This is a genomic window from Chryseobacterium defluvii (assembly GCF_003634775.1).
GTDB lineage: Bacteria > Bacteroidota > Bacteroidia > Flavobacteriales > Weeksellaceae > Chryseobacterium > Chryseobacterium defluvii.
Genome location: NZ_RBXB01000003.1, coordinates 466253 through 480728, shown reverse-complemented (window position 1 = coordinate 480728; position 14476 = coordinate 466253). Strand labels below are relative to the sequence as shown.

The window sequence follows — 14476 nt, the reverse complement described above, 5'->3', positions numbered from 1 at the left end:
TTGAAATGCAAATTTAATTGTTTCTGAATGATTTACAAAATACTTTGCGTAGATAATTGATAAATGATGAGTGATAATTGATAATATTCCTGATAATTATGGGAATTTTCAAGTTATTAAATAAAAATGCTTTGAAAATGAGTTCTCAAAGCATTTATTCTATAAGGGTTAAAAATCTTTAATATTCTAAAATATGATAAATTTCGGCATTGAATTTTTTCAATTTTTCATCTCCGTTCAATCCTTTTAAGCCGATTAAAAAACTGAATTGGGAAACTTTTGCGCCTTGTTTTTCTATTAATTTTGCAGCGGCTTCTGTAGTTCCTCCGGTTGCCAGTAAATCGTCATGAATAAGAATACGCTGCCCTTTTTGAATCTGTCCTTCACGGGTTTCTATCTCTGCACTTCCATATTCCAGTTCATATTTTTCTGAAATAACAGGTGGCGGAAGTTTTCCTTTTTTCCTGATTAAAATAAAAGGAACCTCTAATGCAACCGCAATGGCAATTCCAAATAAATAACCGCGGCTTTCTATTCCGCAAACAGCATCTACTTTTCCTTTACTGAAAGCGACAAGGTCTTCAATAACCCCTTCATATAGTTTTGGGTTCAGAAATATAGGAGATATGTCTTTAAACTGAATTCCCGGGATGGGAAAATCGGGGATATTTTCTATTGTTTCTTCTAATTTTCTGATCAGTTCCTGTGAAGCCATCTATGGATTGATTTTATAGCTGGAAATTTTCCAGTCTCCATTTACATTCTTAAGCCCGAAAGTTGCTTTCAGAGAAGTTACTCTTCCGTTTTTATCCGTAACGTCGTAAGTAGCATTCACACTTGCATTATTAGGATTGGATGCATTGGTGGTAATGTTTTTTACACTTACACTTTTGATGGACCCAAATCCTGAGGTAGGATTGGAGAACGATTCATAACTTCCCCAACTTGGATTGCTTGAAGCATCAAAAGCAGCTTTAAGGTTTTGAGAACTTACATTACTTAAAAACTTATTTACTGTAGCTTTAGGATCTGCAGTTGGCTGCTTTGGAGTAGTAGGGGTCGCATTCGGGTCTGTTGGATTAGCCGGATTTGCATTCGGATTATTAGGATCAATAACCGCAGGATCCTGTGTTATGGCAGTAGAGTCTACTTTTGGTGGAGCGGGCACCTTCAAAGCCGAAGGATTTACGTCCAGTCCGATTTTTGACATTTTGAATGTCTTAGCTGTTGTTTTTACCGTTACAGTAACATCAATTTTATTGTCAGCAACTTTTGAAGCAGGTATAGAGGAGAATTTTAAATTAAATCCTTTGAAATTGTTATCCTGCATTAAATTTTTAGCGGTTGAAAGTTTTATCCCATTACTGAAAACTTCTAAAGTAGTTTCCAAACCGGCTCCTGTAAATGCAACAGGATTTCCGGCATTATCTACCAGTATTGGGATAATCTGGATAGCAGTTGCCCCTTCTCCATTATCTCCGGTAGGTCTTGTTATAATGCTTAGAGAGTTTGCTTTTATATCATTTGGGTCACTTTCTTTGGCGGTTTCATCACCAAAAATATTCATTTCTCCTAGAGAAGGAGGGGCTGTACTTGCCCATTCAATTCCATTTTTTTGAGCGACCTGATCCGCCATAGTCATGATTTCAGGAACTTTTTTGCCATTGATTAGTTGACCAAGGGCCTTCAATTCATTGATGTCACCATCTGCTTCTACTCCGAAAGTTTTCAGAATGTACAAAGCTTCATTAAACTTGATCTGTTTAATCGTCGGAAGGCTGGATGCCATATCATTAATACTGGACTGTAATGTCTTTGTATTTGTGGCGTCCACATGATCTTTTTTACATGCTGTAAACAACAGTAAACTTAAAATAAGTAGAAAAGCAAACTTTTTCATTTTATTCTGTTTGCTACAAATTTAATAAAATCCTTTACTAGTAGGTATTTTTATTTTCTTTTATTTATTTTTTCCTGTATCTCTATACTATTATTGTTTTTTGCTAGCTCTTCTTTCATTTTTTTCTCTGCTTCACGCATTTTCTCTGTTATAGAATTGTCAGGAAGGTCAACACCTGCCGGAAGTTGAGAAAGAAGCTGTCTCATACTTGCTAATGGATCTTTCTTATATTGCTCGTATTTCTCAAGGAATTTTTCTTTCGGAATTTCTTTAGAACTTGATAATCCTGATTGCTTGATGAAGCCTTCCATGTATAGAGTGTCTTTTATATGATCTATTTTTCTGTTGCCCTTGAGCTCCCATGAATAATTTTTTCCGTCATCTTCAATTTTCACAATTAATCCGGGAAGTCCATAAAATTTGTACGGGCCATCCTGAAAAGGGATTTCTGTAGTAAACCATGCTGTCCATTTTCTGCCACCAAAATCTGTGGTTGCTTTTTGGGTATTGTAGGCTCCTATTTTCTGTTTTTCATCTGAAATTTTCCAGATCAGATTCGGATTTTCGCGATAGGAATAATAGTCCATTAATATTTGGTCATTATAAACTATTTCCTGCACAGGGTGAGTTTTAAAAATCCGATGAAGGAATTTCGATTGTTTCTTTCCACCGATTCTGTTGACATCGGCCATATTTCCGGTTTTTAAAGATTCTGTGACCATGACATTTGCTAATGAATCCAAACCAATCAGCTCATAAGATTGATAAACGGATTTGTTTTGATCAATATCCAATGCCATCATTTCTTTTTCCAACTTTGCGGAATCTTTATTAGGCTTATAGGTCAGTTCATAGAAAAACCGGTTTGCCGTATTCTGTGCATTGATTACGGCAAAGAGGAAGATGAATAAAATTTGAAATGTTTTTTTCATGATCGGGATTTTTGGGAATCAAAAGCAGCTTGTTATTAATTCTTGTTTTGTTCTTCTTTCAGATCATTTTTGAAGAAAGAATGGAATATGGTCTGCATATTTGGGAAAGCAGGGTTTTCCCAGTATTTAGTTTTGTAATTGCTGTTATCAGTATCGAATTTTACTTTTTCTATATCATTTTTATCGCTAAAGCTTAGATCTGTCGGATAAAAATTATTATATGTTATGATTTGATTATAATTCTCTTCGGTCTTGTGTTTTAATTTCACATGCATAATCCCGTTATATTCCAAAAGGCTTTTTAATGTCTTGTCCGAATTTTTTTCATAAGCAATATTTACAATTTCCCTAAAGTCAAATAATCGGAAGCCAAAAAGAGCAAGTTCTTTTTGCTGTAGAAAGCCTCCGGAAATTTCAACCTCATCTTTTTGGTTCCCTTTTAATTCCTTGATAGTGGCATTTTTGTTTTTATATTCCTGGATATTTCCGGCATTTTTTATTTTAGGAACTTCCAAAGAGGAATCATAATCCCAGGTAGCGGTTAGCTTTTTTTCATTTTTAGGATCTATCAATCTGTAGATCCGGTATTGCTCTACGTTGGTACTTTTAAGTTTTTTCGTTTTATTATCGAAAATATAGGTTACCACTCCATCGGCATAGCAATTCAGTTTATTATTTACCGTAACATACGTGTTAAAGTTTCCTTTCACAAAAATATTTTTTGCGGGCTTGTTCTTGATGACAACGGTTTCAATTTCTTTTACCTTGTCATCTATTTTAATGATCTCTTTATCGAAATCAGAATAGGAAAGGGTAGCAATAGGGTAGTTGTCATAGACCAGCTGGAATTTTTCCTGGGAAGGTGTTAAGGCCTGCTTATCAATTTTACCATCGATATCGGAATAAGCTAAAATGCTTCCGTCTTTTCCAAAGACTGAAACTTTAGGTAAGGGCCTGTTGGTATTTTCAGAAACGAATGTAATGATTTGGGCATTAGTAAAGTTTGCAATGAGTAAGAATACAATGTATAACAGATAATTTCTTTTCATAATAGTAAGTTTTAATAGTTATCAATCCGAAGTCTAATGATAAGACACAGAAATTTCAAAAAGGTTGCCTGAAAAAAGTTTGTACTCAAAGAATACCCATAAAAAAAGACTGATTTCTTAAAAATCAGTCTTTTCTTATTTTATTTTGTTACAAATCCTTAGAAAGGATATTCATAAATTTCAGATTCATGTAAATATGGGTTTCCTGTTGGAATTAACTTCAACTTGGAAAGTGCGGTTAATACAGTAAACATAAATAACCCGGCTACAAATAGGATAGCTCCTAAGATTAAGATGAATACTTCAGGATTTTTCCAGTATGGACCTACTGTTCCGGGCATTACCATATTGAAGTAATCAAGAATGTGTCCTAAAAGAACTACTACAGCCATAGTCGTTACTACTTTGTAGTTTCTCTTGATGCTGCTGCTTACTAATACCAATAGCGGTAATAAGAAGTTGATGATCAACATTGGTAAGTATGTTGGTGAATAGTGCTGGAATCTTCCAAAGAAGTAGTTTACCTCTTCCGGAACGTTTGCATACCAGTACAACATGAACTGTGCAAACCATGTATACGTCCAAAGCATACTTGTAGCGAAAAGGAATACTCCTAAATCATGTAAGTGATTATCATTGAACTGTGGCAAGAATCCGTTTTTCTTTAAGTAAACGCTGAAAAGAATAATAACAGCGATTCCACTTGAAAGGCAGCTCACCATGGAATACCAGATATACATGGTAGAATACCAGTGAGGGTCAATAGACATCAACCAGTCCCAAGCCCAGGCTGCAGAACAGAACCCGAAGAATACAATGTATCCAACAGCCCATCTGTAAAGCATCTGATAGTCTACTCTTGATTTTGTTTCATCTACTTTCTTAGACATCGCTTTTAATTTCCATGCGAAGAAAGAAGCTCCTACTACATAAAGAATAGTTCTGAATGCGTAGAAAGGAATATTTAAGAATGTTTTCTTTTCGAATAGGATCACATCAAAGTGTGGAGAGTTCGGATCTGTTAATTCAGGATCCATCCAGTGGAATAAGTGCCCATTATGAGTAATGTTTAAAATCATAATGATGATCAGAATAGCACCTCCATAAGGAATATAAGAAGCTATTGCCTCCATTACTCTTGTAATGATGATTGGCCAACCTGCATGGGCAGCGTGCTGAATAGAATAGAAGAATAATACGCAGCAGCTAACTCCAAAGAAAAATACAGCTACAAAATGTATTGCCGCCAAAGGCTGATTATGAACTTGTAAAGTTGCATGTTCCAAATGAGCTGAGTGATCCTGAGGACCCACCATTTCACTGGAGTGAGTAGGCGCATTATGTCCTGAAGAATGAACAGCCTCCATCATGTGCTCAATTTGTTCTGTAGTGATTCCTTTGTTCATAAAGAAACCAATAGCAAATAAAACTAAACCTACAACAAGGAGTATTATAGAAGTTGATTTTAATTTTGGTGAAAAACTATACATTTCTTTTCTTATTTTTTAGTTGCAGTAGAATCTGTTTTTGCAGCTGAAGCTGTTGCAGCAGGTGCACTTTTTTTAAATGCGCTCATTACGTACATTGCAACTCTCCATCTGTCTCCAGCGTTTAGTTGTCCAGCATAAGAACCCATCGCATTTCTACCGTTTGTTAATACATAATGAACAGATCCTACAGTAATTTCTCTGTCGGCATAATTTGGCACACCAGAATAGGCTCCACTTTGCACAATTGGTCCTTGTCCATCTCCACCTACACCATGACAAGCGGCACATGTACGCTCAAATAAGAACTTACCTCTTTCGATATCTTTGGCTGCATTAGCCGGATTCAAAGGAGAAGCCGTTATTGTTTTGGATGCATCATAGCCTGCATTATACTGATCAGGGTTTTTAGGAAGTAAGGTTTCTTCGAAAACACCATCTTTATTTTGAGCAACTGTTCCTTCTACGGGGGAAAGACCTGTTGCGCCATTATTTTTTACAAAAGCAGGAATTTCATTTTCATGATCTGAATAGGCATCCTGAGCTTTCATCAATGGATCATAAGCTACCGGAAAGTACATGTCCGGGAAATATACCAACGGAGTATTCTCCTTTGGTCCGCAAGAGTTAAGTAAAACTGTTGTTAAACCTAAAACTGCTGTAATTTTTAATACATTCTTTTTCATTTTAAGCATCTTTAACAGTTATTTCTTCAACTCCAGTTTCAATAAGTAACTGTTTTACAGATTCTACATCTTCAGTTACAAATTCCATCATGAATTTATCATCAGTTGTTCTTGGGTCCGGATTTTGTGCCGGAGCTCCTGGATACATTTTGTTTCTAACCAAGAAAGTTAAAGACATCATGTGAGCCGCACAGAATACCATTAATTCGAACATTGGAACTACGAATGCAGGCATATTGTGTCCCCAGTCGAATGCTGGCTTACCACCAATATTTTGAGGCCAGTCGTGGTTCATTACGTACCATGTTAATGTTGCACCGATCGTAACACCATAACAAGCATAGATGAAAGCGGCATCAGAAATTCTTGTTTTCTTTAACCCTAAAGCTTTATCTAGTCCGTGAACCGGAAACGGAGTATACACTTCGTTAATTTTGATTCCTTTATCGTTGAATGCTTTAACGCCGTTCATTAAATCGTCGTCATCAGCATAAAGTCCGTATACAATTTTAGTGGTGCTCATCTCCTTCTTTTGCTTTATAAGTTTCACCTGAGATTTTCAAAATCGATTTTAATTCAGCCTGTGCAATTACAGGGAATGTTCTTGCGTACAATAAGAATAATACAGAGAAGAATCCGATAGTTCCTAAATATACACCCACATCAATGATTGTTGGTTTAAACATCGTCCATGATCCTGGTAAGTAGTCTCTTGAAAGGTTGATAACGATGATATCAAAACGCTCAAACCACATACCGATGTTGATGATCAATGCAACAATGAAAGTCCAGATAATATTTGTCCTTAGTCTCTTGAACCAGAATGAAGCCGGGATAACAAGGTTACAGATGATCAACGACCAGAAAGCCCACCAGTAAGGTCCTACTGCAGCACCTGGAGAAAGATATGTAAAGTCTTCGAATCTTGATCCGGAATACCATCCTATGAAATATTCAGTTGCATACGCTACAGTTACCATCCCACCTGTTACAATGATTACGATGTTCATAATTTCGATATGATACATGGTAATATAGTCTTCCAAGTGACAAACTTTTCTCGCTACTAACAATAGTGTTTGTACCATTGCAAATCCTGAGAAGATCGCCCCGGCAACGAAGTAAGGAGGATAGATCGTAGAGTGCCATCCTTTAATTACCGAAGTGGCGAAGTCGAAGGATACGGTAGTGTGTACTGAGAATACAAGTGGAGTTGCCAAACCTGCCAATACCAAAGATAATTCTTCAAATCTTTGCCAGTGTTTTGCTTTACCACCCCAACCGAATGCCAGGAATGTATAAATTTTTCTAGTCCAAGGCGTTTTAGCTCTGTCTCTGATCATTGCAAAGTCAGGGATCAATCCCATGAACCAGAATACTGTTGATACTGAGAAATACGTCGAGATCGCAAATACGTCCCAAAGGAGAGGAGAGTTGAAGTTCCCCCAAAGAGAACCGAATTGGTTTGGTAAAGGGAATACCCAATATCCTACCCAAACTCTACCCATGTGAATTACAGGGAAGATTGCCGCCTGTACAACCGCAAAGATCGTCATCGCCTCTGCTGATCTGTTTACAGACATTCTCCATCTCTGTCTAAATAATAATAATACCGCTGAGATTAGGGTTCCGGCGTGACCAATACCTACCCACCATACGAAGTTGGTAATATCCCAACCCCAGTTAATAGTTCTGTTAAGTCCCCATGCTCCAATACCTGTTCCGATAGTATAAGCGATACACCCGAATCCATAGATGAATAGAGCTAAGGCTGCATATAATGAGATCCACCATAATTTACCTGCTCTTTCTTCGATAGGTCGTGCAATATCTTCTGTGATATCGTGATAAGTTTTGTGACCAATAATTAGAGGTTCCCTTATCGGAGCTTCGTAATGTCCTGACATTTTTTACCTATTTATTATTTAAACTTTATTTTTCTACTCTGTTTCTTACTTTAGCATGATAGAACACATTGGGTTTGGTTCCGATCTCTTCAAGTAAATAATATCTTCTGTTGCTGGAGTATAATTCTCTAACTTCAGACTCCTTGTCATTCATATCTCCAAATGTCATTGCTCCGGTAGAACATGCTTTAGAACATGCAGTTTGGAATTCTCCATTCTTCACTTTTCTACCCTCCTTTTTAGCCTCAAGAATTGTAGTCTGAGTCATCTGGATACACATTGAACATTTCTCCATCACCCCTCTGGTTCTTACCACTACGTCAGGGTTTAGTACCATTCTTCCAAGATCGTTATTCATGTTGAAATCGAACTTGTCATTTAAATTATAAGTAAACCAGTTGAAACGTCTTACTTTATATGGACAGTTGTTTGCACAATATCTTGTACCGATACATCTGTTATAAGCCATATGGTTCTGACCTTGCTTACCGTGTGAGGTAGCGGCTACCGGACATACAGTTTCACAAGGAGCGTGGTTACAGTGTTGGCACATTACCGGCTGGAAGATCACATCAGGATTATCTGCAGGGTGGTTTAATGCACCTCCGTCACCAAATGCGGTTCCATATAATTCAGGAACAGCCATTCCTTCTTTTAGACCTTCGTAAACCTCTACTTTTTGTCTAGAAGAATAATAACGATCAATTCTTAACCAGTACATATCTCTGGACATTCTGATCTCTTCTTTACCTACAACCGGAACATTGTTCTCGGCCTGACAAGCAATAATACATGCTCCACAACCAGTACAAGAATTCAAGTCGATAGATAAATTAAAGTGAGGCCCGTCTGTATCATCGAAAGCGTCCCAAAGATCAATTTTTCTTGCAGGAAGAGCTCCGCTGATTGTATGATATTCCAAAGGCTTATTCCATCCTTTATGCTCATCATCAAATGCTACGTTTAAGAAATCAGCTAAAGGAACTTCCTTCGCAATTTCATAACGTCCCATTAATGTATTTTGAAGTTGGATCCCAGCGAATTCGTGATCTTCACCTGTCTTTTCTAATTTAACATTAGATAGCACCAGATTTGAACCATCAAATAAAGGATAAGCATTTACCCCTGTATCAGCTGTAGCTCCTGAATTTTTCTTACCATATCCAAGGGCAAGACCTACAGCTCCTTCAGCTTGTCCCGGTTGGATGAATACAGGAACGTCTTTTATTGTTACTCCATTTACAGTAAGATTTACGATAGAACCGTCTAACTGCATTCTTGCATTAAGATCGTTTTCAATACCTAATCTTTCTGCATCTTTAGGAGAAATTGTCAAATAGTTATCCCAAGACATTCTTGTGATTGGATCCGGTAACTCTTGTAACCAAGGGTTATTAGCCTGGGTTCCGTCTCCCATAGAAGTCTTAGTATATAATACCAATTCTAAATCAGCAGCTTTAAAGTTTCCTAATTCAGCGATTGCCTGGGCAGCATTTCCTCCTGCGTAAGCCAATGTTGTAGCATTAGAGGAAGTATTGATACCGTTGTACAATGCCTTATTGAAAGAAGTACCTCCTAATAGAGAAGTAGCATTCGCTTTTAAATAATCATAATAATTGTTAGCAGCATTGTTTTTACCATTTTTCCAAACCAATAGGGATTCTTCAATCTGTCTTGATTTGTAGATTTTCTGGATGGTAGGCTGCATCAATGAATATACTCCTGTCTGAGGCTCAATATCTCCCCAAGATTCTAGCCAGTTGGCTACAGGAATTACAGCTTTCGCTGCTTTATACATCGCATTTTTCTTATCAGTAACAGCGATCACATAAGGAACTTTTGATAAAGATTTTTCAAAGTCTGCTCCTTTGTGATGAGAGTAGATAGGGTCTACGTTGTTCGCGATTAATACACCAACCTGACCAGCATTGATCCATCCTAAGAATTCCTGATATCTTGCTTTATCAAATTCTTTAAGTAAGTTAGCTTTACCAGTGAAAGCAACTGATCCCAATTTTTGGTTGATTAAGTGTGCTAAAACCTGTGCTCCTTTAGAACCATCAGCGAAAACAACAGCTTTACTGCCTTTTGCCTGTAATTCTTTGGCCAATTCGGAAGCGGTCTTATCTGAAGTACCTCCTCCTACGATGGCGTTATAAACTTCAACTAAAGTTTTATTTACCAAGCTTGGTTTTAATCTGATTCTTTCGTCAGCATTCGCACCGGTTAAAGACATGTTGGATTCCACTTGGATATGTCTCAACATGTTTTCACCTGGTTTTCTTGCTGCTGCATAGGAAGTTTCTAAACTTGAGGCATTATAATCTCCTAGGAAATCTGCCTGGAAAGAAACTACTAATTCAGTGGCTGAAAGATCGTAAACCGGTAATGTTCTTTGTCCGAAAACTTCCTGAGCTGCATCTAGTGCTGCAGAATAAGGGAAAGCATCATAAGTTACTAATTCAGCTGTAGGATATTTTGCTTTAAATTCAGCAAATAACTTTTTGAAAGTTGGTGAAGGCATAGAATGTGATAAAAGCACAATCTTTTTACCTCCTGCCTGAGCTTCTGTCAAACCTTTAAGAACGAAATCATCTACTTTATCGAAAGTTTCGTCTTTACCGTTTAGTTTAGGTTGTTTTACTTTATCATTATCATAAAGAGAAAGTACACTTGCCTGAGCTCTTGCGTTGGTTTTACCCAGATCTTTAGCAGCCGGGTTAGGTTCTATTTTAATAGGTCTTCCTTCACGGGTTTTTACTAAAACACTAGCAAAGTCGAAACCATCAAAATAAGTTGAAGCGTAATAATTTGGAACCCCCGGAATAATATCGTGTGGTTTTACCACATAAGGAATTGTTTTAATTACTGGAGCTTCACAAGCAGCTAATGTTACCGCTGCGGTAGAGAAACCTAATAATTTTAAGAAATCTCTTCTTGAAGTACTAGATCCGTTCTGTTCAGCATCTCCAAGGAAATCTTCTACCGGAATTTCTTCCTGAAACTCTTTCTGAGCCAGCTTATTGTTTAAAGCAGGATCTTTAAGTTCATGAATACTTCTGAATTGTATTTTGTTTGAAGCCATTGATACTTCTAATTTTTAGTTATTAATAATGACATTTACCACACTCAAGACCTCCAATTGCATCTACAGTAATCTTACCACCATCTTTAGGGTATTGTTTTTTCAATTTGTCATGTAGATTCTTGAAGTACTCTTTATTATAACCGTTGTTCATATCGATCTCTGTAGTTCTGTGACACTCAATACACCATCCCATTGTGAAATCATTAGCCATCTGAACAACATTCATCGTGTCGATTTTTCCGTGACAAGCTTTACAAACAACATCAATTTTGTTATTTGGATTCTTCTTGTTGAAAGAGTTGATGATTGCCTGTTCACCTGCTACAACGTGCTGTGAGTGGTTGAAGTATACGAAGTCCGGCATGTTGTGGATTCTTGTCCATTCCACCGGCTGAGTTTTTCCTGTGTACTGTTGTTTTGCAGGATCCCAACCTGTAGCAGCATAAATTTTCTGGATTTCCCCATCATAGAATGTTTTGTCTTTTCCTGGTTCCAAGTATTTACCATTGTATTCGGAAATAGTTCTGTGGCAATTCATACAAACGTTCATAGACGGGATTTCAGAAACTTTACCGTATTTGGCACTGGAGTGACATAACTGACAGTCAATTTTGTTTTCTCCGGCGTGGATTTTGTGGGAGAAGTAGATAGGCTGTTCCGGCTTATATCCTTTGTAAACCCCAATCCACATGATCCAGTTCCAAATTCCATATGTTGCTAGAATTGCCAGGATTGCCAATAATCCTTTACCTACGAAGTGATATTTTTGGTAGATTTCACTGAAAGAACGAACTCTTGTTTCGTTAAGCCCTGCTAAGTCTTCAGACTGACCTAATTTAACTAATTGTCTTAGCTTTATTAAGATCCAGACTAATAAACCAGCAATCGCTAAAAGTGAAATGATTACAATGTTTGTAGTGGTTTTGTCTGCCGGAGCAGCTGCCGCATCGCCGGTAGGAACCGTTTCTGCAGTTTTTTCCGGTTCTGGAGCCGGAGGATTAGTTGTGAATGCTAAGATGTCGTCTATATCCTTATCTGTAAGATTTGGAAACTGTAACATCTCAGTTTTATTGAATTTTTCGAAAACCTCATTGGCATATTTATCACCGGAGGCTCTAAGCGCTTTGTTGTCTTTGATCCACTTATGAAGCCATGCTGTATCCAGTCCCTGCTCACTCTTAAGTCTTTCTACAACCCCTTTCAAAGGAGGTCCTATCACTTGTTTGTCTAGCGCGTGACATGCAGTACAATTCGCTTTGAAAAGTTTCTCACCATTTTTTGGATCGCCGTCTTGCCCGTAAATTGAAGCACTGGTTGATAACAATAAGCCTATTGCAATCAACGTTTGTTTATAATGCTTTCTCCAACTAATCATTTAAATTATCTTATGTTAGTAAATTATTGAACATTCAATCAATTCGGCAAAAATAATGTTTTTAACAGAAATTTAACGGCATATAGAAAAGGGAAAATATCATTTACGTTTAATTTGTATTGATTCTAAATAACTAGTTTGGCATATTTTTTTAATTTGTATAAATTTGCGGAAATAAGCTTAAATGAGAAATTTAATCAAAATATTTTCAGTATTATTTATATTCGGATTTTATAATATTGAAGCACAACAGGTTGTAAAAAAAGATACTTTGGCCGGAACGGAGCTGATTATGTCCATGGACCCTAAAGTAAAGGATGCTTTGGAGAATTTAGAAGAAAAATGTTCAAGAACGGCAGGGAATACTTCAGTCCGGGATAATGAAGATGATTCCTCTACCAGACCTGCTAAAATATATGTTCCCAGCAGAGAGCTTACCAATGCTGAGATTTGTAGAAAGAATCCGAGGATTTTAGGGTATAAAATCCAGATTACCACTGTGAAAAGCAATGAAGAAGCTAACGAAGTGAAAGCCTATTTCAGAAGGAGATTTCCAAATCTTAAAGTAGAGACGGATGCTTCGTTAAGACCGAATTATAAAATTTTAGCAGGAAGCTATTTTACCAAGCAAAGTGCCGCCTCCGACCTTTCAAAAGTAAGAGAGTATTTTAAATCCGCTATTGCGGTACAATACAGAATATTCTGTGCGGAAGCCAAATAAATTTTCTTTAAATATTAATAAAAAAAGCTGAGATTTTCTCAGCTTTTTTTATTAATAGTATTGATTCATAAAATGGAAAAACTCTGTCATCCTGAAATAGTTGTTAAGAGTCATGTATAGCAACAAAATACTTATTGTAACGGCTAAAAATGATAAAGTTTTAGGTGCCGTTCTGTATGAATAAAACAGCCATCCCAGCAATAATGGGTAAACAAAAACAAAATGAGCCCCATAGATATAAGAAGTGTGTAGTCCGAATTTCATGACACAATGGATAATAATATCTATCAGGAAGGAAATCATTAATACCTGAACCAGCTTATTTTTAAAGTTTTTGAAGTAACTCCAACATATGAATATCAGGAGTATTGAAATGAAAACATAGGGAATCCAGGAAGAATAAACATCCATGATTAGGGCCTTGTAATGAAAGCCTTTCATGTTGTGCTTATCCCGGACGATAAAATTAGGGAACAAGATGTTTCCGCCCAAAAAGAATGAAGCAATCATGTCCCATGTTGGAATGGATTTTACATTGGAAAACTTCTCATATTGCCTGTTGGTCTGGTCAAAAATATATTGATATTTAAAATTAATTCTATTCAGGTATAGTAAAATAAAGCAAATGCAGGCAAGTAAAACCCTTACAGCAGCATTTCCTAAGTTTTTCCAGCTCCTAAAAAGGTTTTTCTCAAATAGAATCGGAATAAAAACTTTTACAATATTGGTGATGGTAAGCCCGCCAATTGTAATTCCTCCCAGTGTAAGGGCTAAAGCCGGTGTTTTTTGTTCTTTCTTTATCTTAATTGCAGAATAATGGTTGTACAAAGTGAGAAGAAATAAAGTGTAGGTAAAGTTTTCCGGGGTGAAAGACAATAAAATATTAGTTGAGAAAAATCCAAAAAATAATATAAGTAACGAGCTTATGGAATTGGGTAATTTTATAATATTTTTCAAGTATTTAAATACCTGTAGAATACTTAAGCTTATAGCGAGATTGCTAAACCATGCTAAAGCCAGCCTAAAAACGGCATTTGTTTTTCCGTCTGAAATAAATAATGCCAGCTCCCTTATCCAATTAAAGAAATAATAGGACAGGGGATGTCTTTCAAAACTTCCGCCGGTCATCACAATGGAGCGGTTATCAAAACTGAAATAAGAATCCCAAGGAATTCTGGAATCAAAAATAATTCGATAATCAAGAGCAATATACCATCCTAAAGTCCCATAAAATAGGATGAAAAAGATGAAGACAGCCAGCTCAGAATATGATGATGGAAATAATATTTTGAAAAAATTGTAAAATTTGAGTTTGAGAGACACTTATTAAA

12 protein-coding genes are annotated in these 14476 nt (G+C 36.7%); 1 reads left to right on the top strand and 11 read right to left on the bottom strand.

Annotation, left to right across the window (positions count from 1 at the left end):
* Nucleotides 1–178: 178 nt before the first annotated feature.
* The 10 genes from BCF58_RS14065 to BCF58_RS14020 all read right to left on the bottom strand — a co-directional run bounded on the left by BCF58_RS14065 (nt 179) and on the right by BCF58_RS14020 (nt 12424).
* Complete coding sequence (locus BCF58_RS14065) at nt 179–715, bottom strand: adenine phosphoribosyltransferase (protein ID WP_121462444.1); 537 nt, start codon at nt 713–715, stop codon at nt 179–181.
* Nucleotides 716–1900, bottom strand: coding sequence for a hypothetical protein (locus tag BCF58_RS14060; protein ID WP_121462443.1), 1185 nt, complete (start codon nt 1898–1900; stop codon nt 716–718).
* 50 nt (nt 1901–1950) lie between these two features.
* Nucleotides 1951–2832 carry a GLPGLI family protein gene (locus tag BCF58_RS14055; protein ID WP_121462442.1) on the bottom strand — a complete coding sequence of 294 codons (882 nt, stop codon included), beginning with the start codon at nt 2830–2832 and terminating at the stop codon, nt 1951–1953.
* A gap of 35 nt (nt 2833–2867) precedes the next feature.
* Complete coding sequence (locus BCF58_RS14050; protein WP_121462441.1) at nt 2868–3881, bottom strand: hypothetical protein; 1014 nt, start codon at nt 3879–3881, stop codon at nt 2868–2870.
* A gap of 158 nt (nt 3882–4039) precedes the next feature.
* Nucleotides 4040–5371 (bottom strand): quinol:cytochrome C oxidoreductase, encoded by a 1332-nt coding sequence (locus tag BCF58_RS14045; protein WP_121462440.1) that lies wholly within the window; start codon nt 5369–5371, stop codon nt 4040–4042.
* An 8-nt stretch (nt 5372–5379) separates the two neighbouring features.
* Nucleotides 5380–6063 (bottom strand): c-type cytochrome, encoded by a 684-nt coding sequence (locus tag BCF58_RS14040; protein ID WP_121462439.1) that lies wholly within the window; start codon nt 6061–6063, stop codon nt 5380–5382.
* Complete coding sequence (locus BCF58_RS14035) at nt 6056–6577, bottom strand: DUF3341 domain-containing protein (RefSeq protein ID WP_047098680.1); 522 nt, start codon at nt 6575–6577, stop codon at nt 6056–6058. The genes BCF58_RS14040 and BCF58_RS14035 overlap by 8 nt, the downstream gene beginning before the upstream one ends.
* Nucleotides 6564–7961, bottom strand: coding sequence for an NrfD/PsrC family molybdoenzyme membrane anchor subunit (nrfD, locus tag BCF58_RS14030; RefSeq protein WP_121462438.1), 1398 nt, complete (start codon nt 7959–7961; stop codon nt 6564–6566). The genes BCF58_RS14035 and nrfD overlap by 14 nt, the downstream gene beginning before the upstream one ends.
* Before the next feature lie 25 nt (nt 7962–7986).
* Complete coding sequence (locus tag BCF58_RS14025) at nt 7987–11046, bottom strand: TAT-variant-translocated molybdopterin oxidoreductase (protein WP_121462437.1); 3060 nt, start codon at nt 11044–11046, stop codon at nt 7987–7989.
* A gap of 22 nt (nt 11047–11068) precedes the next feature.
* A complete protein-coding gene (locus tag BCF58_RS14020; RefSeq protein ID WP_121462436.1) occupies nt 11069–12424 on the bottom strand; it encodes a c-type cytochrome in 1356 nt (451 codons plus the stop codon).
* Between the two features lie 184 nt (nt 12425–12608).
* Between BCF58_RS14020 and BCF58_RS14015 the strand changes: the two genes are divergently transcribed.
* A complete protein-coding gene (locus BCF58_RS14015) occupies nt 12609–13145 on the top strand; it encodes an SPOR domain-containing protein (RefSeq protein ID WP_121462435.1) in 537 nt (178 codons plus the stop codon).
* A 51-nt stretch (nt 13146–13196) separates the two neighbouring features.
* Here BCF58_RS14015 and BCF58_RS14010 read toward each other — a convergent pair whose 3' ends face one another.
* A complete protein-coding gene (locus tag BCF58_RS14010) occupies nt 13197–14468 on the bottom strand; it encodes a DUF6080 domain-containing protein (RefSeq protein WP_121462434.1) in 1272 nt (423 codons plus the stop codon).
* Nucleotides 14469–14476: the final 8 nt, after the last annotated feature.

What these genes read in the sequence shown, in the direction of transcription:
- BCF58_RS14050 (WP_121462441.1), bottom strand. Translation starts at nt 3,881, where the DNA reads ATGAAAAGAAATTATCTGTTATACATTGTATTCTTACTCATTGCAAAC.
- BCF58_RS14045 (WP_121462440.1), bottom strand. Translation starts at nt 5,371, where the DNA reads ATGTATAGTTTTTCACCAAAATTAAAATCAACTTCTATAATACTCCTT.
- BCF58_RS14025 (WP_121462437.1), bottom strand. Translation starts at nt 11,046, where the DNA reads ATGGCTTCAAACAAAATACAATTCAGAAGTATTCATGAACTTAAAGAT.
- BCF58_RS14055 (WP_121462442.1), bottom strand. Translation starts at nt 2,832, where the DNA reads ATGAAAAAAACATTTCAAATTTTATTCATCTTCCTCTTTGCCGTAATC.
- BCF58_RS14020 (WP_121462436.1), bottom strand. Translation starts at nt 12,424, where the DNA reads ATGATTAGTTGGAGAAAGCATTATAAACAAACGTTGATTGCAATAGGC.
- BCF58_RS14035 (WP_047098680.1), bottom strand. Translation starts at nt 6,577, where the DNA reads ATGAGCACCACTAAAATTGTATACGGACTTTATGCTGATGACGACGAT.
- BCF58_RS14040 (WP_121462439.1), bottom strand. Translation starts at nt 6,063, where the DNA reads ATGCTTAAAATGAAAAAGAATGTATTAAAAATTACAGCAGTTTTAGGT.
- nrfD (WP_121462438.1), bottom strand. Translation starts at nt 7,961, where the DNA reads ATGTCAGGACATTACGAAGCTCCGATAAGGGAACCTCTAATTATTGGT.
- BCF58_RS14060 (WP_121462443.1), bottom strand. Translation starts at nt 1,900, where the DNA reads ATGAAAAAGTTTGCTTTTCTACTTATTTTAAGTTTACTGTTGTTTACA.
- BCF58_RS14015 (WP_121462435.1), top strand. Translation starts at nt 12,609, where the DNA reads ATGAGAAATTTAATCAAAATATTTTCAGTATTATTTATATTCGGATTT.
- BCF58_RS14065 (WP_121462444.1), bottom strand. Translation starts at nt 715, where the DNA reads ATGGCTTCACAGGAACTGATCAGAAAATTAGAAGAAACAATAGAAAAT.